Origin of the sequence: Pseudidiomarina sp., from assembly GCF_048267825.1 — a bacterium.
Taxonomy (GTDB): Bacteria; Pseudomonadota; Gammaproteobacteria; order Enterobacterales; family Alteromonadaceae; genus Pseudidiomarina.
The window spans coordinates 1-24,563 of record NZ_JBLWWR010000004.1 but is presented as its reverse complement, the minus strand read 5'-3'; the positions used below and the strand labels follow the sequence as shown (position 1 = coordinate 24,563).

General features: G+C 47.6%; 25 protein-coding genes and 1 tRNA gene. 12 read left to right on the top strand and 14 right to left on the bottom strand.

Annotated elements, in window-relative coordinates; genetic code table 11:
- Positions 1 to 24 precede the first annotated feature (24 nt).
- The 3 genes from ACN0UN_RS05075 to ACN0UN_RS05065 all read left to right on the top strand — a co-directional run bounded on the left by ACN0UN_RS05075 (position 25) and on the right by ACN0UN_RS05065 (position 2,344).
- Entirely contained in the window at positions 25 to 1,020 is a 996-nt protein-coding gene (locus ACN0UN_RS05075; protein ID WP_417659016.1) for an ArsJ-associated glyceraldehyde-3-phosphate dehydrogenase, read from the top strand.
- The gene (arsJ, locus tag ACN0UN_RS05070; RefSeq protein ID WP_417659015.1) at positions 1,020 to 2,234 is read left to right on the top strand and encodes an organoarsenical effux MFS transporter ArsJ; all 1,215 of its coding nucleotides are present in this window, start codon (positions 1,020 to 1,022) and stop codon (positions 2,232 to 2,234) included. Before ACN0UN_RS05075 ends, arsJ begins: the two co-directional genes overlap by 1 nt.
- Before the next feature lie 34 nt (positions 2,235 to 2,268).
- A tRNA-Gly gene (locus ACN0UN_RS05065) sits at positions 2,269 to 2,344 on the top strand.
- Positions 2,345 to 2,440: 96 nt separating this feature from the next.
- On the opposite strand, the gene ACN0UN_RS05060 is transcribed toward ACN0UN_RS05065, so the two are convergent.
- Positions 2,441 to 2,812, bottom strand: coding sequence for a DUF423 domain-containing protein (locus ACN0UN_RS05060; protein WP_417659014.1), 372 nt, complete (start codon positions 2,810 to 2,812; stop codon positions 2,441 to 2,443).
- A 59-nt stretch (positions 2,813 to 2,871) separates the two neighbouring features.
- On the opposite strand from ACN0UN_RS05060, the gene ACN0UN_RS05055 reads away from it, so the two are divergent.
- Together ACN0UN_RS05055 and maoP are read left to right on the top strand one after the other, a co-directional pair.
- Positions 2,872 to 4,158, top strand: coding sequence for an acetyl-CoA hydrolase/transferase family protein (locus ACN0UN_RS05055; protein WP_417659013.1), 1,287 nt, complete (start codon positions 2,872 to 2,874; stop codon positions 4,156 to 4,158).
- A gap of 138 nt (positions 4,159 to 4,296) precedes the next feature.
- Complete coding sequence (gene maoP, locus ACN0UN_RS05050; protein ID WP_417659012.1) at positions 4,297 to 4,662, top strand: DUF413 domain-containing protein; 366 nt, start codon at positions 4,297 to 4,299, stop codon at positions 4,660 to 4,662.
- A 27-nt stretch (positions 4,663 to 4,689) separates the two neighbouring features.
- Here the strand turns inward: maoP and purD are convergent, their stop codons facing one another.
- The 11 genes from purD to cutA form a co-directional block, all read right to left on the bottom strand.
- Positions 4,690 to 5,979 (bottom strand): phosphoribosylamine--glycine ligase, encoded by a 1,290-nt coding sequence (purD, locus tag ACN0UN_RS05045; RefSeq protein ID WP_417659011.1) that lies wholly within the window; start codon positions 5,977 to 5,979, stop codon positions 4,690 to 4,692.
- An 8-nt stretch (positions 5,980 to 5,987) separates the two neighbouring features.
- Positions 5,988 to 6,839 carry a class I SAM-dependent methyltransferase gene (locus ACN0UN_RS05040; RefSeq protein WP_417659010.1) on the bottom strand — a complete coding sequence of 284 codons (852 nt, stop codon included), beginning with the start codon at positions 6,837 to 6,839 and terminating at the stop codon, positions 5,988 to 5,990.
- 69 nt (positions 6,840 to 6,908) lie between these two features.
- Complete coding sequence (gene purH, locus ACN0UN_RS05035; RefSeq protein ID WP_417659009.1) at positions 6,909 to 8,477, bottom strand: bifunctional phosphoribosylaminoimidazolecarboxamide formyltransferase/IMP cyclohydrolase; 1,569 nt, start codon at positions 8,475 to 8,477, stop codon at positions 6,909 to 6,911.
- A 69-nt stretch (positions 8,478 to 8,546) separates the two neighbouring features.
- Positions 8,547 to 8,840 carry a DNA-binding transcriptional regulator Fis gene (gene fis, locus ACN0UN_RS05030; RefSeq protein WP_128353012.1) on the bottom strand — a complete coding sequence of 98 codons (294 nt, stop codon included), beginning with the start codon at positions 8,838 to 8,840 and terminating at the stop codon, positions 8,547 to 8,549.
- An 18-nt stretch (positions 8,841 to 8,858) separates the two neighbouring features.
- Positions 8,859 to 9,824, bottom strand: a complete 966-nt coding sequence (gene dusB / locus ACN0UN_RS05025) for a tRNA dihydrouridine synthase DusB (RefSeq protein WP_417659008.1) — start codon at positions 9,822 to 9,824, stop codon at positions 8,859 to 8,861.
- 124 nt (positions 9,825 to 9,948) lie between these two features.
- Complete coding sequence (prmA, locus tag ACN0UN_RS05020) at positions 9,949 to 10,830, bottom strand: 50S ribosomal protein L11 methyltransferase (protein WP_128353010.1); 882 nt, start codon at positions 10,828 to 10,830, stop codon at positions 9,949 to 9,951.
- A gap of 5 nt (positions 10,831 to 10,835) precedes the next feature.
- Positions 10,836 to 12,185 carry an acetyl-CoA carboxylase biotin carboxylase subunit gene (gene accC, locus ACN0UN_RS05015; RefSeq protein ID WP_128353009.1) on the bottom strand — a complete coding sequence of 450 codons (1,350 nt, stop codon included), beginning with the start codon at positions 12,183 to 12,185 and terminating at the stop codon, positions 10,836 to 10,838.
- 23 nt (positions 12,186 to 12,208) lie between these two features.
- Positions 12,209 to 12,676: an acetyl-CoA carboxylase biotin carboxyl carrier protein gene (gene accB, locus ACN0UN_RS05010; protein WP_417659007.1), complete on the bottom strand. Its 468-nt coding sequence runs from the start codon at positions 12,674 to 12,676 to the stop codon at positions 12,209 to 12,211.
- Between the two features lie 31 nt (positions 12,677 to 12,707).
- Positions 12,708 to 13,172, bottom strand: coding sequence for a type II 3-dehydroquinate dehydratase (gene aroQ, locus ACN0UN_RS05005; protein WP_417659006.1), 465 nt, complete (start codon positions 13,170 to 13,172; stop codon positions 12,708 to 12,710).
- A 145-nt stretch (positions 13,173 to 13,317) separates the two neighbouring features.
- Positions 13,318 to 15,093 carry a protein-disulfide reductase DsbD gene (locus ACN0UN_RS05000; protein WP_417659128.1) on the bottom strand — a complete coding sequence of 592 codons (1,776 nt, stop codon included), beginning with the start codon at positions 15,091 to 15,093 and terminating at the stop codon, positions 13,318 to 13,320.
- A 5-nt stretch (positions 15,094 to 15,098) separates the two neighbouring features.
- Positions 15,099 to 15,422, bottom strand: a complete 324-nt coding sequence (cutA, locus tag ACN0UN_RS04995; RefSeq protein WP_417659005.1) for a divalent-cation tolerance protein CutA — start codon at positions 15,420 to 15,422, stop codon at positions 15,099 to 15,101.
- Between the two features lie 177 nt (positions 15,423 to 15,599).
- Here cutA and ACN0UN_RS04990 point away from each other — a divergent pair, with 177 nt between their 5' ends.
- From ACN0UN_RS04990 to ACN0UN_RS04980, 3 genes are all read left to right on the top strand, one after another.
- Positions 15,600 to 15,893, top strand: coding sequence for a co-chaperone GroES (locus ACN0UN_RS04990; protein WP_128353004.1), 294 nt, complete (start codon positions 15,600 to 15,602; stop codon positions 15,891 to 15,893).
- 13 nt (positions 15,894 to 15,906) lie between these two features.
- Positions 15,907 to 17,541: a chaperonin GroEL gene (groL, locus tag ACN0UN_RS04985; RefSeq protein WP_417659004.1), complete on the top strand. Its 1,635-nt coding sequence runs from the start codon at positions 15,907 to 15,909 to the stop codon at positions 17,539 to 17,541.
- Positions 17,542 to 17,693: 152 nt separating this feature from the next.
- Entirely contained in the window at positions 17,694 to 18,206 is a 513-nt protein-coding gene (locus ACN0UN_RS04980; protein ID WP_417659003.1) for a DUF3016 domain-containing protein, read from the top strand.
- Here the strand turns inward: ACN0UN_RS04980 and epmB are convergent.
- Positions 18,203 to 19,201 carry an EF-P beta-lysylation protein EpmB gene (gene epmB / locus ACN0UN_RS04975; protein ID WP_417659002.1) on the bottom strand — a complete coding sequence of 333 codons (999 nt, stop codon included), beginning with the start codon at positions 19,199 to 19,201 and terminating at the stop codon, positions 18,203 to 18,205. The genes ACN0UN_RS04980 and epmB overlap by 4 nt on opposite strands.
- A gap of 111 nt (positions 19,202 to 19,312) precedes the next feature.
- On the opposite strand from epmB, the gene efp reads away from it, so the two are divergent.
- From efp to ACN0UN_RS04960, 3 genes are all read left to right on the top strand, one after another.
- Complete coding sequence (gene efp, locus ACN0UN_RS04970) at positions 19,313 to 19,882, top strand: elongation factor P (RefSeq protein ID WP_128353000.1); 570 nt, start codon at positions 19,313 to 19,315, stop codon at positions 19,880 to 19,882.
- An 11-nt stretch (positions 19,883 to 19,893) separates the two neighbouring features.
- Positions 19,894 to 20,865, top strand: coding sequence for an elongation factor P--(R)-beta-lysine ligase (gene epmA / locus ACN0UN_RS04965; protein WP_417659001.1), 972 nt, complete (start codon positions 19,894 to 19,896; stop codon positions 20,863 to 20,865).
- A gap of 63 nt (positions 20,866 to 20,928) precedes the next feature.
- The gene (locus ACN0UN_RS04960; RefSeq protein WP_417659000.1) at positions 20,929 to 21,309 is read left to right on the top strand and encodes a MerC domain-containing protein; all 381 of its coding nucleotides are present in this window, start codon (positions 20,929 to 20,931) and stop codon (positions 21,307 to 21,309) included.
- A 2-nt stretch (positions 21,310 to 21,311) separates the two neighbouring features.
- Here ACN0UN_RS04960 and trmA read toward each other — a convergent pair whose 3' ends face one another.
- Positions 21,312 to 22,409 (bottom strand): tRNA (uridine(54)-C5)-methyltransferase TrmA, encoded by a 1,098-nt coding sequence (trmA, locus tag ACN0UN_RS04955; protein ID WP_417658999.1) that lies wholly within the window; start codon positions 22,407 to 22,409, stop codon positions 21,312 to 21,314.
- 207 nt (positions 22,410 to 22,616) lie between these two features.
- On the opposite strand from trmA, the gene ACN0UN_RS04950 reads away from it, so the two are divergent.
- Positions 22,617 to 24,263 (top strand): S8 family serine peptidase, encoded by a 1,647-nt coding sequence (locus ACN0UN_RS04950; RefSeq protein WP_417658998.1) that lies wholly within the window; start codon positions 22,617 to 22,619, stop codon positions 24,261 to 24,263.
- Positions 24,264 to 24,563 lie beyond the last annotated feature (300 nt).

The following is a 24,563-nucleotide window of genomic DNA, read 5'->3' as shown; positions in this document are numbered from 1 at the left end:
ACGAAAGGCATTAAGGAGTAGGACATGACAATTAAAGTAGGCATAAATGGACTCGGGCGTATTGGGCGGTTAGCTTTACGCATAGCGTGGGAAAATCCGGCTATTGAAATTGTAAAAGTGAATGACCCAGGCGCAGACGCAGCCACCTTCGCGCATTTGCTAAATTTTGACTCGGTACATGGGCGCTGGGAGCGCGAGGCCGCAGCCGATGGCTCGGAGCTGGTCATAGGTAATAAACGTATTGCCTTTAGTCAGTGTAAAACCATTGCAGAGAATGACTGGAGCAGTTGTGACATTGTGCTGGAAGCGTCTGGCAAAATGAAAACTGTGGACGTGCTGAATACCTACCTGACACAGGGCGTGAAGCGTGTTGTGGTGTCCGCTCCGGTGAAAGAGGCGGGCGCACTCAATATTGTGGTTGGGGTAAACGACCATTTATTTGACCCCGCTAAGCACCGTATTGTTACAGCGGCGTCGTGTACCACCAACTGCTTAGCGCCAGTGGTTAAAGTATTGCAGGACAAGATTGGTATTAAACACGCGTCAATTACCACAATTCATGATTTGACCAACACGCAAAGTATTCTTGATGCGCCGCATAAAGATTTACGCCGAGCCCGCGCGTGCGGTATGAGTTTGATACCAACCTCGACTGGGTCGGCAACCGCAATTGTGGAAATATTCCCTGAACTGAAAGGCAAAATCGATGGCCATGCAGTTCGGGTGCCGTTAGCGAATGCCTCACTGACTGATTGTGTGTTTGAGGTAAATCAGCCAACCTCGGTTGAGGAAATCAATGGCTGGTTGAAAGAGGCAGCAGGCGGTACGTTAGCAGGAATTTTGGGCTATGAAGAGCGTCCATTGGTTTCAATTGATTATAAAACGGACCCACGCTCGAGCATTATCGATGCTTTGTCGACCAAGGTGATTAACGGTACTCACGTGAAAATCTATGCGTGGTATGACAATGAGTGGGGTTACGCCAACCGCACCGTTGAATTGATTGAGATGGTTGGCTGATGCTGGCCAACCTATCCCCATCAATTCGCCAGTACATGTTGGTAACGGGCAACTATTGGGCGTTCACACTCACGGATGGTGCGCTACGCATGTTGGTGGTTTTGCACTTTCACCAACTGGGCTATAGCGCGCTTGAAGTGGCCATGTTGTTCTTGTTTTATGAGTTTTTCGGCATTGTAACCAACCTGTTTGGTGGCTGGCTAGGGGCGCGTTGGGGCCTTAACCGCACCATGAATATTGGCTTAGGCGTGCAAATAATTGCGCTAACAATGTTACTTGTACCAAGTACCATGCTTACCGTGGTGTGGGTCATGATCGCCCAAGCGTTGTCTGGCATCGCCAAAGATCTCAACAAAATGAGCGCTAAAAGCACCATAAAGTTACTGGTACCGGATTCCCAGCAGGGGCAATTGTATAAATGGGTTGCACTGCTAACCGGCTCCAAAAACACCTTGAAGGGCGTTGGCTTCTTTCTAGGTGGGTTGCTACTAACACTTATCGGTTTTCAGGGCGCGGTGTTGGCGATGGCTATTATGCTGGCGTTGGTTTGGATAAGTAGTCTGATCTTTCTAAATAAAGAAAGTGGCAAAGCGAAGTTCAAACCCAAATTCACAGATTTACTCTCAAAAAGTAAGCCCATTAATATTTTATCAGGCGCACGCTTCCTATTATTTGGCGCCCGAGACGTTTGGTTTGTCGTTGCGTTACCCGTATTTTTAGCAAGCCAACTGAATTGGAGTCATTGGCAGGTCGGCAGCTTTTTGGCCTTGTGGGTTATTGGTTATGGCGTTGTGCAAGGGCTAGCACCCAGATTCACCCGAAGTGGCGACACCGCGCCGCGCAAGCAAGCTGTGGTATGGGGAGCCTTGCTCACGTTAAGCCCTTTTTTATTGGCGCTTGCGTTATGGCAAAGCTTACCGATTGCTGGCAGCATCATGCTCGGTTTGGGTCTGTTTGGAGTGTTATTTGCGATCAATTCGTCATTGCATAGCTTTCTGATTGTTTCGTACTCGCGCGCCGATGGTGTGTCCTTGGATGTGGGCTTTTATTACATGGCGAACGCCGCAGGTCGTCTTCTTGGAACCGTATTATCTGGCTGGGTTTACCAACAGTGGGGCTTAATTGCTTGTTTGATCATTTCTTGTGTTTTGTTGCTGTGGTCAACCATTGCGATAAGCTTTTTGCCTGACCGTGAGCAACGCTTGACATCTTGAGGCCAATGTATAGAATGCCCCCTCTTAATTTTATGCGAGAATAGCTCAGCTGGTAGAGCACAACCTTGCCAAGGTTGGGGTCGCGAGTTCGAATCTCGTTTCTCGCTCCAAAATTCAAAGCCCTGAATGCACTTAATGCTTCAGGGCTTTTTTATTCAGACTTATCCAGGTTCACGCCCCCCCCCTTGTGCCCAGAGTCACCTTCATCAGAACTCCTTGAGCATGGCCCAAAAAATCCAAATCCAAGCCACAATAAAACAGACACCACCCACTGGTGTAATGGGGCCAAAAAATGTCATGCCAGTTAGTGCAAGTAAATACAAGCTACCCGAGAACAAGATAATTCCGGCCAACATAATCCATCCTCCGGTGCGCAGGCCAGAGGCGTTTGGGTAAGGAATTAGCAGTACGGCCACCATAAGTAAGCCCAACGCGTGGTAGATTTGGTATTGCACCCCTGTTTGAAACACTTGAACCATGTCAGGGCTGATAATTTTCTGCAATCCATGTGCCCCAAATGCGCCAAGAATTACCCCTAACGCCATATTGATTGCACCGAGCATAACGAATACTTTCATACTATGTTTAAACTCAGGTTTATGAATGACCGTTAAAATGTACCGCAAAAGGAATCACTATGCTCGTTCAAAGTGCGCATGAGGCGTTGCAAATTCTCGAAGATAACGATGTTATCTGGTGTCAATCGATGGCGGCCACCCCCTACAAGTTGCTCGATGGGTTAGCTGACGTTGCCATGCAACGAAATAACCTAACCTTGCTGCAGTTGCACACTGAACACAGCGAAGTATTGAATAATCCACAATTAAAAGGCCACTTGCGGCAGCGCGCTTTTTTTGTCGGGAAATCAACACGAACGGCTGTTAACGAGGGCTTAGCGGACTATGTCCCCATGTTTTTGTCAGAAATTCCGAAGCTATTCCGCTCCGGTGAGCAAAAGCTTGATGCTGTATTAATTCAAGTTTCGACGCCGGATGCACACGGTAACTGCAGCTTGGGTATTTCAGTTGAAGCGACACGTGCAGCGTTGCAAGTAGCGCGCAAGGTTATCGCTTGGGTAAATCCGCGGATGCCGCGCACTCATGGTGATTCATTTATTTCACTTAAGCAGATAGACCGTTATTTTGAATTTGAAGCGCCTTTGCCACTGCATGCGCAGCCAAAGCAATCGGATGTTACGACACAGATAGGCGAGCGCATTGCCTCACTTATTAACGATGGCGACTGTTTGCAAATGGGTATTGGCGCGATTCCAGACGCGACGCTTCGTTGTCTCGGCAATCATCGCGACTTGGGCATTCATACCGAGATGTTTTCGGATGGCGTGTTGCCACTGGTAGAGAGCGGCGTCATTAACAACTCACGCAAGCGCAAGCATCGTGGGCGCATTGTCACCACCTTTGCAATGGGTAGTCAGCAACTTTATGATTTTGTTGATGATAATCCGTTAGTGGCGTTTTTGGATGTTGAATATACCAATGACACCTCGGTGATTCGACAAAACAAACAAGTAATGGCCATTAATAGCGCGTTGCAGATCGATCTAAGTGGTCAAGTTTGTGCCGACTCGATGGGAACGAAGATATATTCAGGTGTGGGTGGGCAGATGGATTTTGTGCGCGGCGCGAGCTTATCTGAGGGGGGACGTTCGGTTATTGCGTTACCTGCAACAGCATGCGGCGGTACAGTGTCGCGTATTAGCAGCATGCTGAATCCGGGAGCTGGTGTGGTCACCACCCGGGCACATGTGCACTATGTGGTAACCGAGTTTGGAGTTGCCAATCTTCGCGCAAAAAGCTTAACTGAACGGGCTGAGGAATTGATTAATATTTCAGCGCCGCAGTTTCGCGAAGCATTAGCCAAACAAGCATGGAACGATTGGGGCCTTAAGGTGCGTACCTCCTAGGAGGTACGCATGAGTGCCCCCAAAAAATAAATTTTGCGAAAAATGGTTGACAACTTACGCTTTCGCCTCTATATCGTCAGTGACGCAATGAAGCGTTACCCTTTACCTGTAGTAGTTGGTCTGGAGGATGGGCACACAATGGCAACAATGAACCGTGATCAAATTATCATGAAGACGTTTAACGACTTCAAAAACTACCCGTATGGCTTTGCTCGTTCGGGCGACTTTTCAATTCGCGAGAGTGAGCTGTTGGCAAAACACGGCAGTTTGATTGCGGCCTTGATGAGTGGTGAGCTTGAACCAGAGTCAGCAGAAGAGCAGTCTCTACTTGCTGTAGCTCGTGGCGAAAAAGCTGCAGATACAGCTGTCGAAAAAGCATGGTCAAAATATCAGGCGCGTATCAATCGTCCGAAAGTTGGCAGTATGTATGGCCGCAGTCGCTATACTGATGATGCGTTTGAAGTGAGTGTTTCTGACGACGACGACTTGGTTGTAGAAGACTAAAAAAAACGCGCCTTCCGGCGCGTTTTTTTATTTCTGTTCTCGTTTAATCGCGCGATGTGCAATATCAGTGCGATAGTAAACATTATCCCAGTTAATTTTCTGTACCGCAGCATAAGCCTGTTGCTGTGCTTCGGTAACAGTGTCACCAATTGCCGTAACGCAGAGTACGCGACCACCCGCAGTGACTAAATCGCCATTAGCGTTAAGCTTTGTTCCGGCCTGAAATACTTTGGCGCCATTGGCTTCGGCTGCGTCGATACCAACAATGACATCCCCCTTGTGGTAACTCTCTGGATAGCCACCAGCAGCCATGACAACACCAACGGTTGCACGTGGGTCAAAGTCGATTGACTTCCCAGCGAGTTCACCCGCACAAGCAGCCTGACATAATGCGACTAAGTCGGAGCGCAGGCGCATCATAATTGGCTGTGTTTCTGGGTCACCAAAACGGCAGTTAAACTCGAGTACTTTGGCTGTGCCATCGGGTGCAACCATCAACCCGGCATAAAGAAAGCCCGTGTACGGATGCCCTTCAGCCGCCATGCCGCGCACAGTTGGTTCAATAACGTGCTGCATCACCCAGTCGTGAACCAGAGGGGTTACGACAGGTGCTGGCGAGTAAGCGCCCATACCGCCTGTATTTGGCCCTTTATCGCCGTTATCGCGCGCTTTGTGGTCTTGGCTGGATGCAAACGGCAATGCCGTTTTGCCATCAACCATGACAATAAAGCTAGCTTCTTCACCAACCAAGAATTCTTCAACCACAACACGGCTGCCAGCATCACCGAAACGGTTGCCTGCCAACATATCATCGATGGCGTTAAAGGCCTCCTGTTGCGTCTGAGCGATAATTACGCCCTTACCCGCAGCTAAGCCATCGGCCTTGATAACTATCGGCGTGCCTTGTTGCTGAACGTAATGCTTTGCAGCTTCCACCTCAGTAAAAGTACCGTAGGCTGCGGTTGGAATATTGTGGCGGGCCAAAAAGTCTTTGCTAAATGCTTTTGAACCTTCCAGCTGCGCTGCAGCTTGCGTTGGTCCAAAAATCGTCAGCCCAGCTTCCAAAAAGCGATCAACCACACCCAACACTAATGGCGCCTCAGGCCCAACAATCGTCATTTCAATCTGTTTATCTTTGGCGAAGGCAAGCAAGCCGTCAACATCATCGGCTGCAATGGCTACATTTTCGAGCTTGGCTTCAGTTGCTGTTCCGGCATTGCCGGGCGCCACATAAACAGTTTGTACATCAGCTGCTTGCGCAGCCTTCCACGCCAAAGCATGTTCGCGGCCGCCGCCGCCAATAACCAATACGTTCATGAACTCTCTCAGTCAGTTTTAGGTTTCATAAATTTAAGGGTAAAACGGTCACTCTCACCAATAGCGATATAGGCTTCTCGGTTTTCATCACCTAAGCGTAATGTGGGTGGTAGTGTCCAAACACCGCGTGGGTGGTCAGCAGTGTCCTTCGGATTACTATTAATTTCACTGCGCTCAACAAGCTCAAATCCAACGGCTTCAGCCATAGCTACCGCAAAACTTTCTTTCATATAGCCAGAGCTCGCCATATCAGTATCCGGACGGCTTTCAGGTAGACGATGATCGACAACGCCGAGTATGCCACCGGGCTTTAACGCCGTGTAGAATTGTAAGAATGCATTTTGCACCGCTTCATCGCCGCCATTCATATACCAATTATGTAGATTACGGAAGGTAAGCACCATATCCGCGCTACCCGGCGGCGCAATTTCTGTTTCGCCAAAGGGGGCAAACTCAGTGACGACAATGTTGGCAAAATTAGCATCATTGGCAACGCGTTCAACAAAAGTCTGACGCGAGCGTGCGTAGTATCCACTTGAACTGTCAGCTGGGAAATGAGCGGCGTACAGCAAACCTTCTTGCTTCAAATAGGGCGCAAGAATTTCCGTGTACCAACCACCACCGGGTGATATCTCCACAACAGTCATATTTGGGCGAATGCCAAAAAACGCTAGGGTTTGTTGTGGGTTTCGGAATTTATCTCGTGCTTTGTTGGCGTCTTGTCGGGATTCAGCTTGCACGGCTTGTTCCAGTGCATTGTCCTGAGCCACCGCCGATGCGGTTGGCTCAGAGCAGGCAAGTAGCCCGAACACGGTAAAAGGAATAACCAGGAAATTTAACATACGGCTGTGAACAGTCATTGTCTTGCTCCTTACATGAAAGATGCTGTTATCCTAAACCGTGCTGGCACATTGGGCAAACGAATCCGATTAGTGACGGAAGTGACGCATGCCGGTAAATACCATGGCTATACCGTGTTCGTTCGCCGCGGCAATAATTTCTTCGTCACGAATGGAACCGCCCGGTTGAATAATTGCTGTGATACCCGCCGCAGCGGCTGCATCAATACCATCGCGAAATGGAAAAAATGCATCTGAAGCCATCACTGAACCCGGTACTTCTAAGTGCTCGTCAGCAGCCTTAATTCCAGCTATTTTCGCACTGTAAACACGACTCATTTGTCCGGCACCAACGCCGATTGTCATGCCATCGCGGGCATAAACAATGGCGTTCGATTTAACAAACTTGGCGACTTTCCAGCAAAACAGCAAGTCTTCCATTTCAGCATCGCTAGGTTGCTTCGCGGTAACCACTTTAAGGTCAGCTAGCGCAACTTCGCCGTGATCGCTGTCTTGCACTAATAAACCGCCGTTAACGCGCTTAAAGTCGAGACTATTTGCGCGCTCAGCTGGCCATTGGCCACATTCAAGTAAACGAACGTTAGCTTTTGCCGCAACAACGTCGCGCGCTGCAGAGCTGACCGTTGGCGCAATAATCACTTCAACAAACTGACGCTCAACGATCGCTTTAGCTGTTTCAGCGTCTAATTCGCGATTAAATGCAATGATGCCGCCAAATGCCGAAGTGGGATCGGTTTTAAAAGCCCGTTGGTAAGCATCCAACGCATTTTCACCAATCGCAACACCGCACGGATTTGCATGTTTAACAATAACGCATGCCGGTTGCTGAAAAGACTTCACGCACTCAAGCGCAGCGTCGGTGTCGGCTATATTGTTGAACGACAGTGCTTTGCCTTGAATTTGTGTGGCAGTCGCAACAGATGCTTCGGCTGGCTTTGCTTCAACGTAAAAAGCGGCTTGTTGATGGCTGTTTTCACCGTAACGCAAATCTTGCTTCTTCTCGAATTGTGCATTGAACGTGCGCGGAAACTTGCTTTCTTGCTGTGGCAAGCGCGCGCCAAAATAATTGGCAATCATACCGTCATATTGTGCCGTGTGTTCGAATGCCTTGATGGCAAGATCAAAACGCGTATCAAAGGTAAGGCTATTGCTGTTTGCATCCATTTCCGCAATTACGCGGTCATAATCACTCGCATTAACCACAATGGTCACATCGCGATGATTTTTAGCTGCAGCGCGCACCATGGTCGGCCCACCAATATCAATATTTTCAACGGCATCAGCATGGCTGCAATTCGGGTCGGCAACTGTTTCTGCGAACGGGTACAGGTTCACGGCAACCAAATCGATAGGGGCGATGTTTTGCTCGGTCATTACCTGTTGATCGATATCGCGGCGCCCTAGAATACCGCCATGAATTTTCGGGTGAAGTGTCTTCACACGGCCATCCATGATTTCAGGCTGCCCTGTATGCTCTGACACATCCGTTACGGGAACTTGGTTTTCACGTAATAATTTTGCTGTTCCGCCAGTTGATAAAATTGCGACGCCACGTTGCACGAGCGCTTGTGCGAAAGCGACGATACCGGTTTTGTCAGAAACACTTAAAAGGGCGCGGTGAATGGGACGATGTTGCATGGTTGCTATACCTTTTCGATGTTTTCAAAGAAAAAAAGAGCACACCAGGCGCTCTTTTTCAGGGGGCAATTAATTCATGCCGTACTTTTTCAGCTTTTTACGCAGCGTGCCGCGGTTGATGCCAAGCATTGTCGCAGCGCGGGTTTGATTACCACGCGTATAGGTCATGACCTCTTCCAAAAGCGGAGCTTCGAGCTCAGCTAACACCAATTCATAAAGCTCTTCTGGGTCATGCCCATCAAGTTGCTTTAAAAATGAGTTCAATGCCTGCTTAACCGAGTCACGTAATGGCTTCGGTTGAGCGTTATTACCAAGAGTGGTAAATGGAGAAATCGGGTCACGATTTGCGTTTTGATCAAACATAGGTGCGCTCTATCTCTTCTAGTTTACTGTTGCAAAAAACTTCGTCAGGGCTTCGATTTGTTCATTAGCATGTTCAATACTAACAAACTCCCTACGAAATGCTGACGCGGGCTGCTGCTGTTGTAAGTACCAGCCTACGTGTTTTCGGGCAATCCGGATGCCGGTGAACTCGCCATAATGCTGATGCAAGTTATGAACATGTCGTAGCACGACAGTTCGAACTTCGTCTGCACTTGGCGCCGGTAGTTGCTCGCCAGTTGCCAAATAATGCGCAATTTCGCGAAACAACCATGGATTTCCCTGAGCGCCTCGACCAATCATAATGGCGTCGGCGCCAGTGTATTCAAGAACCTGTTTAGCTTTCTGTGGTGACGTAATGTCACCGTTGGCAACAACTGGAATACGCACTGCGGCTTTAATAGCCCGAATGGTGTCGTACTCAGCATCACCTTTGTACATGCATGCGCGCGTTCGGCCATGCACCGCTAACGACTGAATGCCAAGCCGCTCAGCAAGTTTAGCAATTTCGATACCATTGCGATGCTCAGGATCCCAACCGGTACGTATTTTCAATGTGACCGGCACTTCAACTGCTGCAACCACTGCGGTTAAAATCTCCGCAACCAATTCGGGGTATTGCAGCAACGCTGAGCCAGCCAACTTTTTATTCACCTTCTTGGCGGGGCAACCCATATTGATATCAATAATCTGCGCGCCATTCTCAACATTATGAACGGCCGCAGCAGCCATCAATTCAGGTTCAGACCCAGCAATTTGAACAGCACGGATACCGGGCTCGTCAGCGTGCTCCATTCGGTCACGTGACTTTTTGGTATCCCAAACCAACGGATTACTCGAAAGCATTTCAGACACCGTCAAGCCAGCCCCAAGTTCACGACATAAACGCCGGAAGGGGAGGTCTGTTACTCCCGCCATTGGCGCGAGTATCACCGGATTTTCTAAATGATATGGTCCGATCCGCATCGGTTAAAAACTGTCCAACTTAAGGGTGGGAAATTTTAGGGAATTTGGCGGCTAAAGAAAAGGCTGTAATTTGTACAAAAGCCGCCTTTTTTGTACTTTTTGCTCTTGACAAACTGCTGGATTATTACTGTTTACGCTTTGCGTGCAGCATTACCCAGCCTTCTTTGATGCTGGGCGGGCTAAATACGAATTTATCTTGATACGCAGCCTGAACAGCAGGTATCTGACGCTCAAGAATACCTGACATGACCAATTCACCATTATCGGCAACATAATCGGTGATCACATTGGCGAGTTCTTGCAAGGGGCCAGCAAGAATATTTGCAACCACAACATCCGCTTTCAAGGTGGGTTGGTTGCTAGGTAAATAAACTTCGAGCTGTTGAGCAACACCGTTGCGCTGCGCATTTTCTTTACTCGCAATCAAAGCTTGCTGGTCGATATCGATACCAACTGCGCGCTTTGCGCCAAGTAACAAGGCTCCAATCGCTAGAATGCCAGAACCACAGCCAAAATCGACCACAGTTTTTGCACTTAACTCTTGTCCATCAAGCCAGCCTAGGCAAAGCGCTGTTGTTGGATGCGTACCGGTACCAAAAGCCATGCCGGGGTCGAGCATAATATTCACTGCATCTGGCTCTGGGATCTCACGCCAGCTTGGGCACACCCATAAGCGTTTACCGAACTGGATAGGATGAAAGTTATCCATCCACTCGCGTTCCCAGTCTTTATCTTCAAGTTGGTCAGTTTTGTAATTGAGCCCGTCTTTGAAATAACTCGACTTTTTTAGGTTCGCGACAATCGGCGCTAAGTCCGTCTCGGCCGGAAATAACCCAGTAACTAAGGTTTCCTGCCAATAAATCAATTCGCCAATTGGGGGTTCAAAAATAGGGTTGTCTTGTGCATCGCGATAAGTGACCGCCATTGCACCATTGCCCTCAAGCATATCCCCAACCAGTGGGGCATGCTTTTCGGGCGCAGAAACGGTTAGCTGAATCCAGGGCATGGGGGTTAGTGACCACCCATGCCAAGTTTTTTCTCAAGATAGTGGATATTCGTTCCACCATGCTGGAAGTTCTCATCAGCCATAATGTCTTTTTGCAGCGGCACGTTGGTTTTAATGCCTTCAATAATCAGTTCGCTCAGTGCATTGCGCATGCGAGCAATAGCCACGTCACGGTTCTCACCGTAAGTAATCAGTTTACCAATCATTGAATCGTAGTTCGGTGGAACTTTATAGTCAGCATATACATGTGAGTCCCAACGCACGCCCAAACCACCCGGAGGATGGAAACGACTAATCAAACCAGGTGACGGTACAAAAGTATCCGGGTCTTCTGCGTTGATTCGACACTCAATGGCATGGCCACGAATAACGACGTCTTCTTGCGAAATTGATAACGGACGACCCGCAGCAATACGCAGTTGTTCTTTAATGAGGTCGATACCGGTAACCATTTCGGTTACTGGGTGTTCTACTTGAATTCGTGTATTCATTTCGATGAAGTAGAACTCACCATTTTCGTACAAGAACTCGAACGTACCTGCGCCGCGATAACCGATCTCAATACAAGCTTTTGCACAGCGATCACCAATGAACTTACGCATTTCAGGGGTAATGCCTGGCGCTGGCGCTTCTTCGACAACTTTTTGATGACGACGCTGCATTGAACAGTCACGCTCACCAAGATAGACCGCTTTACCTTGTCCATCAGCAAGCACTTGAATTTCGATGTGGCGTGGATTTTCTAAAAACTTCTCCATGTACACCATATCGTTACCAAATGCTGCACCAGCTTCCGCTTTCGTGGTGCTAATAGCACGAATCAGTTCATCTTCTTTGCGTACCACGCGCATACCGCGCCCGCCACCGCCACCGGCAGCTTTTACAATAACGGGGTAGCCGATACGTTTTGCGGTTTTAATATTCGCCGCTTCATCATCACCAAGCGGACCGCCTGAACCCGGTACGCACGGTACACCAGCTTTTTTCATGGCTTCAATGGCGGATACCTTGTCACCCATGAGGCGAATAACATCAGCTGTAGGGCCTACGAAAATGAAGCCTGAGTTTTCAACTTGCTCAGCAAAATCAGCGTTTTCTGCTAGAAACCCATAACCTGGGTGAATTGCCGCAGCATCCGTGATTTCAGCAGCACTGATAATGCGCGGAATATTTAAGTAGCTGTCGGTTGCTGGCGCTTTGCCGATACAAATTGATTCATCAGCCAGCAAAACGTGTTTTAAGTTGCGATCGACTGTTGAGTGCACAGCGACCGTTTTGATACCGAGTTCTTTACATGCGCGCAAAATACGCAGCGCAATTTCGCCTCGGTTTGCAATTACTACCTTATCTAACATGACGATGTCCTGTATCGATGCGTTTATTCGATGACAAACAGAGGTTGATCAAATTCGACTGGCTCGCCGTTTTCAACCAAGATTTGCTTTATTACGCCGCCTTTATCAGCTTCGATTTGATTCATCATTTTCATAGCTTCAACAATGCACAGCGTTTCGCCAGCTTTCACTTGTTGGCCAACAGTTACAAAGTCTGGTGAGCCTGGCGCAGGAGCTGCGTAGAACGTACCAACCATTGGCGACTTCATGACATGACCAGAAATTTCTGGCGCTGCTGGTGCTTCAGCTGCCGGAGCGGCTGCAGGAGCAGGGGCCGGTGCTGGAGCAGGAGCATGTTGCATTTGTTGCGGCGGGAATTGGTAGTGCATAGGCGCACTTTGACTTCCGCCACGGTGAATACGTACTGATTCTTCACCTTCGGTAATTTCTAACTCAGCGATGCCTGATTCTTCGACCAGTTCGATCAGTTTTTTTATTTTACGAATATCCATGATCTGTGATGACCCCAATGTTTAATTAGATTTATTGCTTAGAAAGATGTTGTTTTGCTGCTTGTAATGCGAAGTCGTAACCTTGCGCACCTAAACCGCAAATCACCCCTTTAGCAATGTCTGCCAAAAATGAATGCCGACGAAACGCTTCGCGGGCGTGAATGTTTGAAAGATGTACTTCAATAAATGGAATCGCGACGCCTGCGAGAGCATCACGCAGTGCGATACTGGTGTGCGTGAATGCGCCGGGATTAATAAGAATAAAGTCGACATGCGAAGTTCGGGCTTCGTGCACCCAATCAATGAGTTGGTGTTCACCATTAGACTGTCGGCAGTCTAGGGTAATACCGATGGCTTCGGCATGTTCACGTAAACGGTGCTCAACCTGATCGAGCGTTTCGCTGCCATAAATATGCGGCTCACGTGTACCTAACAAATTAAGGTTAGGGCCATTGAGCAAAAGAACTCTATATTTTTTTTCGTTATTTGTTGTCATATTGCTGCGATCTGCTGCGAACGTATCAAGATTGATATTAGAGGCTAAATAGAGGCCCTAATTCAACACCTATTTCAGCATTATAGTGAAAAAATGTAATAACGCAGCAAAATACTGGTCTTATCACCGCTGATCGCAGCAAGATTTAACGTGTTTTTAACTCTTTAATGTGTTTGGAAAACTTTTCAGCATTCATAAAACCTGTTACGCGGGAGCGATTAAGCTCTTGCTGGTTTTTGAAAAACAGGATTGTGGGTAAGCCGAGCACCTGGAATTCATTTAAAATCGCACTGTTTTCCGGTGTGTTGGCCGTTACATCCGCTTGCAGCAGCACCATATCAGCAGTGACCTGCTCCACCTCAGCGGCGCCAAATGTTTCACGCTCAAATTCTTTGCACGCGACACACCAGTCCGCGTAAAGGTCGAGCATTACCAGTTGGTTATTACGTGCGGCGGAATCTAGCTTTTGCTGAATTTCCGTGACGCTGGTTACTTGTTGGAACGGCAATGTGTGATGGGCTTGTGGCCACCATAAATAAGTTAATACTGCACCAGTAGCCAGCCACACGGCAGCAAAACGCCTTGCAGTTGAGCGCGGTAGTTCACGTAAATCAGCGATTATTAGGTACAGTGCGCTGACAAGAATAAACACAATCCATAGCCAGTCAGCAAGGGTATAAGGTATAAGGCGCTCAACCAATACCAAAGCAACGCCTAATAACACCACCCCGAACACACGCTTAATGGTGTTCATCCAAGCCCCAGCTTTGGGCAGTAATTTGCCACCCGTAACACCAAACGCGAGCAATGGCAGGCCCATACCAACGCTTAGGGCGTACAGCACAGCGGCGCCTACCGTTAAATCGCCCGACTGCGCAATAAATAGCAACACGCCAGAAAGTGGCGCAGTGGTGCATGGTGACGCGATAAGGCCTGATATCGCCCCCATAACAAAAACACTGCGGTGGGCTCCGCCGCGTTGGGATTGGCTCAATTGATTCAAGTAATTTTGCCAACGCTGCGGCAATTGAACGGTATATGCACCAAACATACTTAACGACAACAAGACGAACACAACCGCCAAGGTAATCAGAATGATTGGGTGCTGCAGCATGGCCTGGTAGCGAAGGCCGGCCAACGCAACCACCACGCCCAAAATGGAATAGGTAACCGCCATACCTTGCACGTAAGCCAAACTGAGCGTGAAGGCACGACGCGTACTCAACTGCCTTGGCTGCTTAGAACCTGCGCCTGAGTGCCCCATGATAATTGCCGAAATAATTGGATACATGGGCAACACACACGGGGTAAACGCAAGACCAATACCAAGCACGACAAACAGCAACAATACGAGCCATAGCGGTTGCTCAGTAATCATATCGAAGAAATTCGAAGAGGTTGTTTGTTGTGAGTTCTCAGCAATCTGTTCAAAGGCGATAGCCTGTGAGCCGTCACCCGCTACTGCACTTAGATAAACTGTCTTTTTTGTAGGCGGGTAACACAGGCCAGCATCAGCACAGCCTTGATAGGAAATGGTAAATTCTTGGTCGGGGCTGGCTTGATTTAGTACGTACGTTAATTCAACGCTATCGCGGTAGACAACGGTTTCACCAAAAAACTCGTCGAAATGCGCTTCCCCATCAGGAAGTATGGGTTGCTCAGCAAGTTGCACGGGCGTTTTTATTTCAAAGCGATGCTGATACATGTAATACCCATCAGCAATAGTCCAGCTAAGCGTCAATTGGTTACCTTGTTGGCGAAAATCAAATTGAAAAGCTTCATCAACCGGTAAAAACTGATTTTGTTGGGCGAACGGATCGTTCTGGTTTAACTCAAACTGCGACTGCGCATAGGTTGGCGCCGCCATACTTGAAAAGAATGACAACCCAACTACGCATACCGTTAGCAAACGGCATAACACTGCTATCATGATTGTGTGACCTGCTTAATCCAACCTAAATAGTCCGCTGTGCCTTCGGTGATAGGTACAGCGATAAGTTCTGGAACATCATATGGGTGCGCAGTTTGAATGAGTTTGAATAACTCATCAAGTTCACTTGCTGTAGTCTTGATCTGCAACAAGACTTCTTCGTCCGCATGAATGTGGTCGTCCCACCAATACATTGACGTAGAAGGTGCCGAAATGTTCACACAGGCAGCGCGGCGCGCACGCAGTACTTTGTCTGCGATAGCTTTGGCGACATGTTTATCCGGACAACTGCAAATGACTAAGCGATGTTCTGAACTCATATAGACACCTTTTATTGGTTTTTTTCAGTATACGAAAACAAAAAAAATTTATCAGAAAACCTTGATATCAAATTTTTACCCCCCATAAACAGGGACACAACAAACTTTTTAACAGCTTCGGCTCATCACTGAAGCTGAATTATCAACCACAACCAATAGGTTTAGGAGTTATCAACGATGAAACTTCGTCCTTTACATGATCGTGTGATCATTAAGCGTTCAGAAGCAGAAACCAAATCTGCAGGCGGTATCGTGCTGACTGGTTCAGCAGCGGAAAAATCGACGCGCGGTGAGGTTGTTGCTGTAGGCAATGGTCGCATCTTGGAAAACGGTGACGTGAAAGCGTTGGATGTAAAAGTTGGCGACAGCGTGTTGTTCAACGAAAGTTACGGCGTGAAAACTCAGAAGATCGACGGTGAAGAGTACCTGATCATGAGTGAGTCAGACATCCTAGCAATCATTGAAGGTTAAGAGGGAAACGAACATGGCAGCTAAAGAAGTTAAGTTTGGAAATAACGCACGTCAGCGCATGCTTAAAGGCGTTAACATTCTTGCAGACGCAGTAAAAGTAACTCTTGGGCCAAAAGGCCGTAACGTTGTATTAGAAAAGTCATTCGGCTCACCAGTTATCACCAAAGACGGTGTTTCTGTTGCGAGAGAAATCGAACTTGAAGACAAGTTTGAAAATATGGGCGCACAAATGGTGAAAGAAGTTGCGTCTAAAGCCAATGACGAAGCCGGTGACGGTACAACAACTGCAACTGTTCTTGCGCAATCAATTGTGAACGAAGGCTTGAAAGCGGTTGCTGCGGGCATGAATCCAATGGATTTGAAACGCGGTATCGACAAAGCTGTGATTGCTGCTGTTGCTGAATTGAAAGAATTGTCGCAACCATGCAACAACTCAAAAGCAATTGCCCAAGTAGGTACTATTTCTGCAAACGCTGACAGCACCATTGGTGAAATCATTGCAAAAGCAATGGATAAAGTGGGCCAAGAAGGTGTTATCACCGTTGAAGAAGGCCAAGCCCTACACGACGAACTGGAAGTGGTTGAAGGTATGCAGTTCGACCGTGGCTACTTGTCACCTTACTTCATCAACAACCAAGAAAACGGTACCGTTGAACTGGAAAGCCCGTTCATTCTGTTAGTTGATAAGAAAGTTTCTAACATTCGTGAATTACTGCCAGTACTTGAAGGCGTCGCGAAATCAGGTAAGCCGTTGTTGATCATCGCCGAAGACGTTGAAGGCGAAGCCTTGGCAACGTTGGTTGTGAACAACATGCGTGGCATCGTGAAAGTTGCTGCCGTAAAAGCACCTGGTTTTGGTGACCGTCGCAAAGCAATGTTGCAAGACGTTGCCGTATTAACTGGCGGTACAGTGATTTCTGAAGAAATCGGTATGGAGCTGGAAAAAGCTCAGCTGGAAGATTTAGGTTCGGCGAAGCGTGTTGTGATTAATAAAGACAACACCACCATTGTTCACGGTAACGGTGATCAAGCAGCGATTGAATCTCGGGTGACTCAGATTCGTCAGCAAATTGAAGAAACGTCGTCTGACTACGACCGCGAAAAACTGCAAGAGCGTTTAGCTAAATTAGCTGGCGGTGTTGCGGTAATCAAAGTCGGCGCAGCAACCGAAATGGAAATGAAAGAGAAGAAAGCCCGTGTTGAAGATGCATTGCATGCCACACGTGCCGCAGTTGAAGAAGGCGTTGTACCTGGTGGTGGTGTTGCCTTGGTTCGCGCAGCAAGTAAGTTGAGCGAATTACGTGGTGATAACGAAGACCAAAACGTAGGCATCAAGTTGGCATTGCGTGCAATGGAATCACCATTGCGTCAAATCGCTACCAATGCTGGCGCTGAAGCTTCTGTTGTTGCGAATAACGTTAAGAATGGCGAAGGTAACTACGGTTACAACGCTGGCCAAGACGTATACGGCGACATGTTAGAGATGGGTATTTTGGATCCAACCAAAGTAACCCGCTCAGCCCTGCAGTTTGCAGCATCTGTGGCAGCATTGATGATTACAACTGAAGCCATGATTGCTGAAATCCCGAAAGATGAACCTGCCGCACCAGACATGGGCGGTATGGGTGGCATGGGCGGCATGATGTAATCCCGCTTAATGCTGATTTATGAATGTAAAGAAAAAGGAAGCGCCTCGCGCTTCCTTTTTTTATTGGTAATAATTGTCATATATTCCAATTGAATTAGATCTATACTCCTAAGTACTTGTACGTAAGACACAAACATCCATCGGAGGTGACTATGAAAACTTTACTAGCAAGTGTAACGGTCGTGGCGGCCATGCTGATTGCGCCAGTGCATGCTGCAAAAGTTGAAGTGAAGTGGGACGAAGTAAAGTCGTTCTCTGACTTCGAGGCTGTCAACGAGGTGCAAAGTCGTTTTGAAGAACGAACCAAAGCGAAGTTTGAAGAATATGTTACTGAGTTAGGTGCCAAATTACCTGAGAGCAATACGCTGCAGGTAACCTTTAATGACGTTGATTTAGCGGGTCGTGTTGACGCAACTTTTGGGGCGACTACCAGTGGCTTTCAGCGTGTGCTGGACGATGTTTCGTATCCAGAGCTGGTTATTTCATACCGCTATACCGACGCTCAAGGTGCTGAACTGAGTAGCGCGGACAAGGTTGAGTTGAAGTCGTTAGCACCACCGCGCAATATGCGAAATATTCAAGGCTCAAGCCACGATAGTCTGTATTTCGAAAAAGAACTGTTGATGGAATGGTTCAACGAAACTTTCCCAAGTGCTAAACGCTAAAGTGGTGTCTTGCTGGCTTCGCCAGCTACTTCGCGCACCAATTTAGGGACTAAAAACCCTGGTAACATGGCCCGCAACTGTTGTTCAAGGTTGCGGGCTTTTTCGTCGCTTATCGAAAAATGACTGGCTCCAGCTACTTTGTCGAGCTGATGCAAGTAATAGGGTAGAACACCTGCGGCAAATAACGCTTCACTTAACTCAGCCAGCGTTATCGCATCATCGTTTATCTGGGCTAATAATACGCTCTGGTTTAATAACGTAATGCCGGCATCAGCCCAGACTTTTAGCGCGTTCATTAGTGCTTGCGTTATCTCATTGGCATGATTCGCATGCAGCACCAGAATAGCTTGTAACCGGCTTTGTTGAAGCCGTTTTGCAAGCTCGTGAGTGAGTCGCGAGGGCAGCACAACGGGCAGACGGCTATGAATTCGAATTCGCTTCAACTGCGGTAACTGCTCAAGTGCCGTGAGCACCGTATCAAGTTGCTGGTCATTGGCCATCAATGGGTCGCCGCCGCTTAGTATCACTTCATTGATATTGGCGTCCGCTTCGATTAAAGCAATCAGTTGGTGCAGCTGGGCACGGCCAAAATGATGGTCTTCGTAGGGAAAGTGGCGGCGAAAACAATAGCGGCAATTAATCGCACAACCACCCCTTAGAATGACTAAAACGCGTGATTTATACTTATGTAAAATGCCAGGATGTTCATTATCCTGTTCTTCCAGTGGGTCGGTCACGAACCCCGCTTGCTGTGTAAATTCGTCAGCCTGCGGCATGACTTGCAGCAGGAGTGGGTCGGCGGTATTGCCGCGTTCCATTTGGTCAACAAAGTATTGCGTAACGCGCAGTGGAAACAGTTTGCGCGCACTGAGGTGTTGCTCAACCCAGCCTTGCGGTAGCTCAAGCTGCTGAGCCAACTCAACGGGGTCCGTTATGGATTGTGCTAATTCTTGCTGCCACTGTGGACGAACGCGTATTAAATTTGTTACCGACACTGCTTCTCCACATTTTTGTTGCGAAACATGAATTATTTTACCTGATAATTGATGCGTTATGGTTTATTATTGGCGCCGAAATCGCTTAATTTGAAAGCATACGAGGAAGCTATGGCGAATTACAGCACAAACGAATTTAAAGCCGGTTTAAAAATCATGCAAGATGGCGAACCGTGTAACATCGTTGACAATGAAGTTGTTAAACCAGGTAAAGGCCAGGCCTTTAACCGCGTAAAAATTCGTAAACTTATCAGCGGCAAAGTTGTTGAAAAAACCTTTAAATCAGGTGATTCAGTTGAAGGCGCAGACGTTATCGACGTCGAGCTTTCTTACCTCTATAACGACGGTGAGTTCTGGCACTTCATGAACAACGAAACTTTTGAGCAGCTTGCAGCTGACGCAAAAGCTGTTGGTGATATGACCAAATGGTTGGTTGAGCAAGACACATGCACGCTGACTCTGTGGAATGGCAACCCAATTGCGGTTACCCCACCAAACTTTGTTGAGCTTGAAATCACTGAAACTGACCCAGGCCTGAAGGGCGACACCGCCGGTACTGGTGGTAAACCAGCAACACTCAGCACGGGTGCCGTTGTACGTGTACCTTTGTTTGTGCAAACGGGTGAAGTTGTTAAAGTTGACACGCGCTCGGGCGAATACGTTTCTCGCGTTCAGAAATAAAGCAGTTACCGATGCAGCTCTCTGATAACTGGCGTCCAAGTGCCACACTTGATGTCTTAAAACAGCGGGCTGCATTGTTGCAAAAGGTTCGTCAGTTTTTTGCCAAGCACGATGTGCTTGAAGTCGATACCCCCATTTTAAGCCGCTTTGGCGTTTCTGATCTTCATCTTGAAAATCTCACCTGCCAATTAAGCAATTTTCCGCAGCGTGATTTTTACCTGCAAACATCCCCTGAATATGCAATGAAGCGTTTGTTGGCCGCGCACGGTCAGTCAATCTATCAATTGGGTAAAGTGTTCAGAGACGATGCTGTGGGGCGACATCATAATCCAGAATTTACGTTGCTTGAGTGGTATCGCATCAACTTTTCGATGGAGCAGCTAATTACCGAAGTGCTTGAGCTGTTGGTATTGGTGTTGGGCGAGCGCCCAGTTATTCAGCTAAGTTATCAACAAGCGTTTGAACAATTTCTTCAGATAAACCCGCTGCAAGCCTCAGTCATTGAATTACAACAGAGTTTGAGTCGCTATCCGCACATCAGTGACCTTGTCGCGCGCGAAAGCGACCGTGATACATTACTGCAATTGGCAATGTCCACCATTATTGAGCCACTCTTTGATAAAAAAGCAATTACTGTTGTGCATAACTTTCCCGCCAGCCAGGCGGCACTGGCTGAGCTCAATGAAAATGATGCACGTGTGGCCTACCGGTTTGAAGTTTATGCGGGCGGGATTGAGCTTGCCAATGGTTATCAGGAACTCACTGACGCTAAACAACAGCAGGCTCGGTTTATTCAGGATAACCTGTTGCGTAACCAGCACAATAAACCTCAGAAGTCAGTCGATTTTCGCTTGGTTGCAGCACTCGAAAGCGGACTGCCGCGTTGTGCCGGTGTAGCCCTGGGTTTTGACCGCTTATTTATGCTTGCCGAAAATTTAGATGATATTCGTCAAGCTCTTCCATTTTCTATGACTTGCGCCTAAATAAAGTAATGTTATACTATAACACTCTTAATTTGGTATGACTTCAGCGGAGCAAGTACAGCAGTGACTCAGCGTTCATTAGATAAAACGGGTATGTGGGTAACCACCTTGTGTGCGTTACATTGCTTACTGCTGCCTGTGATACTTCCAATACTGTCACTGATTGGCTTATCGTTTTTGGGTGAAGAATTACTCGAACGCTTGATTCTAGGTACTAGTATCGTACTTGGGCTAGTCGCGTTGGTTTCTGGTATGCGCCAACACGCCCGCATGTACCCTCTGGTTCTGCTGGTTGCTGGTGGTTTTGTTTATTGGCACAAAGATAGTCTTGGTGACATGGGCGAGCCGTTGATAATTCTGATAGGTGCCGGGCTTATTATAGCTGCGCACTGGGTCAATTTGCGCTTGGTTCGTTCAATTAGCCCGTTGGCACCAACCAGTTAATCTTACTTCCTCTTTAATACAACACCTGCTTCCATATGATCTGTATATGGAAATTGATCAAATAAAGCTGCGCGCTCAACTTCATGCGTGTTCGACAGTGCAGTTAAGTTTTCAACCAAGGTCGTCGGATTACAGGACACATAGATAATAGTGTCGTAATTGCGAACCAACTCCACGGTATCATCATCCAGCCCTGCTCGCGGCGGGTCGACCAATACAGTTCGGCAGTCAAAGTCTGATAAATTGGCTTCATTTGCTCTGCGCGACTCTTTTTCGCCAGCCATGACTGCGCTGAAGTCTTCTGCCGACATGCGTACCAACGTCACGTTCCCGATAGTGTTGAGTTCACAGTTGTATCGTGCCGAGGCCACTGATGTTTTGCTTATTTCAGTTGCCAGCACACGCGGGAAGTTTTGTGCTAACGGCAGGCTGAAGTTGCCGTTACCACAATATAATTCAAGTAAGTCACCGGTTGCGTTGACTGTTGCGTCGAGTGCCCACGTAACCATATGTTGGTTAACTGCTGCATTGGGCTGCGTAAAGCTGTTCTCAACTTGCTGAAAATGAAATGGCTTACCTTTAATGGTAAGCGTTTCAGTCACCCAGTCTTTATCAACACAAATTTTTTGTTTGCGCGCGCGGCCAACCAATTCAATCGCCCCATATTGTTGCAGGTGCGCCTTCAAGGCGTGCGCTTCGTGTTCCCAGTGTTCATCAAGTTGACGGTGATAAAGCAAAGAAACCAACGCTTGGTTTGTGGTGGTTGAGAGAAACTCAACTTGAAACAGCTTCAGCCTTAGTGCTGGGCGATTACGCACGTAATCAAGTACAGCCGGCATCAGTTGGTTGATAAGCTCGTTTGCAACAGGGAAAGCATCAATACGAATCTTCTCACGTGTGTCAGGATCAAACATGATGTAGTACAAATCATCGCCATCATGCCACACCCGAAACTCAGCGCGCATCCGATAATGGGTGGCGGGTGATTCAAACACTTCAAGTTCCGTGGTTATGAACGGAGCCAGCATTATTTTTAAACGCTCAGCTTTATTGCTGAGTTGTGCTTCGTACTGGTCTGAATCAATCGCTGAATGCGTCATAAAAACTCCAAAACCTAATCAAGGTGCGCATTGTAGCGGGCGGCAGATAAAAGTCTAGTCAAGCAATCTATAAGTTCTTTACAATTTACTCACAATATGACGTTGCGCATAGTCATAAAATATTAGAGTATGGGGTGTCGCGAATTAAAAAGTCGGTATCGCGAACGAACAACATATTAGAAAATATAATAAAAAAGGGTCAATTTCATGTCGAACACTACCAAAAAGAGTGCGCTAGTATTAGCGGCACTTTCACTTGCAGTAAGCACTGCGGTGCATGCACATGGGCCAGCTCATGCGAACAATGACAAAGAACGCGTTATTGTTGAGTTCAAACCTGGTTCAAAAGATCAAATCGAAGCTTTTTTACATTTAGATGACGACGGTTATCTTGATGAAGATGAAAAAGACGGCGGTAAGACAGATAATAAAATTCTGCAACGTTATAAGCGTTTTAATGCGATGGCCATTCAGGTTCCTCATTCAGCCATTCACGGCTTGATGAACAACCCGAATGTTATCAGCGTAACTCCAGACGAAAAACGTTATGCAATGAATACGCAGTGGGAACCGAACAAGCCGTACGGCATTGAGTTGGTTCAAGCTGATCAAGTATCAGACGCTGGTGCAGGTTCACGTACTGTTTGTATTATCGATTCAGGTTACGACCTAGGCCATCCTGATCTGCAGACGACGGGTGTAACCGGTGTCAACGATAGTGGTACAGGTACATGGTATACCGATGAGAACGGTCACGGCACCCACGTTGCTGGAACCATTGCAGCCTTAACCAATGGCGAAGGTGTTGTTGGTGTATTACCAAGTGGTCAAGTTAACTTACACATCGTTAAAGTATTCTCAGCGTCAGGTTGGGCTTACTCGTCGTCGTTAATGGCCGCTGCAGAGCAATGTGCTGATTATGGCGCTGACGTAATTAACATGAGTTTAGGTGGTTCACGTGCAAACCGTACTGAAGAGAACGCTTTCGCACAATTGAACAGCGCGGGTGTGTTAAGCATTGCAGCTGCAGGTAATGACGGCAACACGCGCCATTCTTATCCTGCATCATACGATGCCGTTGTTTCAGTAGCAGCCGTTGATGCGAATGAGCAAATCGCTTCATTCTCACAACAAACTGATCAAGTTGAACTTGCCGGTCCTGGTGTGAGCGTGCTTTCTTCTGTGCCACGCGGTATGGGTGAAAAAGTAGACCTCGTTGTTGCGGGTACTGCTTTTGAAGCTACAGGCATGGAAGGTACTGCGCGTATCGAAGCTACTGGCGCATTAGCAAATTGTGGTATCGGTGACGCCCCATGTAATGATGCTGTTGGTAAAGTATGCTTGATTGAACGCGGCGTTATTTCGTTCGCTGAAAAAGTTCAAGCTTGTGAAGCGGGTGGCGGTGTAGGTACCGTTATATATAACAACGAGCCGGGTGCATTATTAGGTACACTGGGTGGTTATAGTGCCTCTATTCCTGCAGTTGGCGTGAGCGATACTGACGGTGCAACGATGCTGGGTCAGGTTGGTGCATCAACAACTGTTGGCGTAACTGATAGCGACTGGGCATATTTTGACGGCACGTCAATGGCTACTCCACATGTTGCAGGTGTTGCTGCCTTAGTTTGGTCACAACACACAACATGTACCAATAATGACATTCGTAATGCATTGCATGCATCAGCGAAAGACTTAGGTGTTGCCGGACGTGATAACGCATACGGTTATGGCTTAGTGCAAGCTAAAGCTGCAGTAGACTATTTAACAGCGAATGGCTGTGGTGGTTCTACTGGCGGTGATACCGGCGGTGATACTGGTGGCGGTAACTCAGGTAAAGGCGGTCCTAAAAAGTAATAGGGCCGGGATTCAACTAAAAAGCTCGCTTCGGCGAGCTTTTTTTATGCATATTGATTACAAAACCAGCAGTCAGCAAAAAAACACCTAAAAATGTCAAAAAGGCGCTTGACGCGGCGAGTTAAATCTCTAAAATGCGCCCCACGCTTGAGGCAGGCAACGAAGCCGCCAAAAGCAGACGTTTTGAGTCTTAAAAATTTTAGCCGAAAGGCTTGACACAAAACGCCAAGGCTGTAGAATGCGCAGCCTCGCTCAACGAAGCGAAACGCTCTTTAACAATATACCAAGCCAAGCAAACTG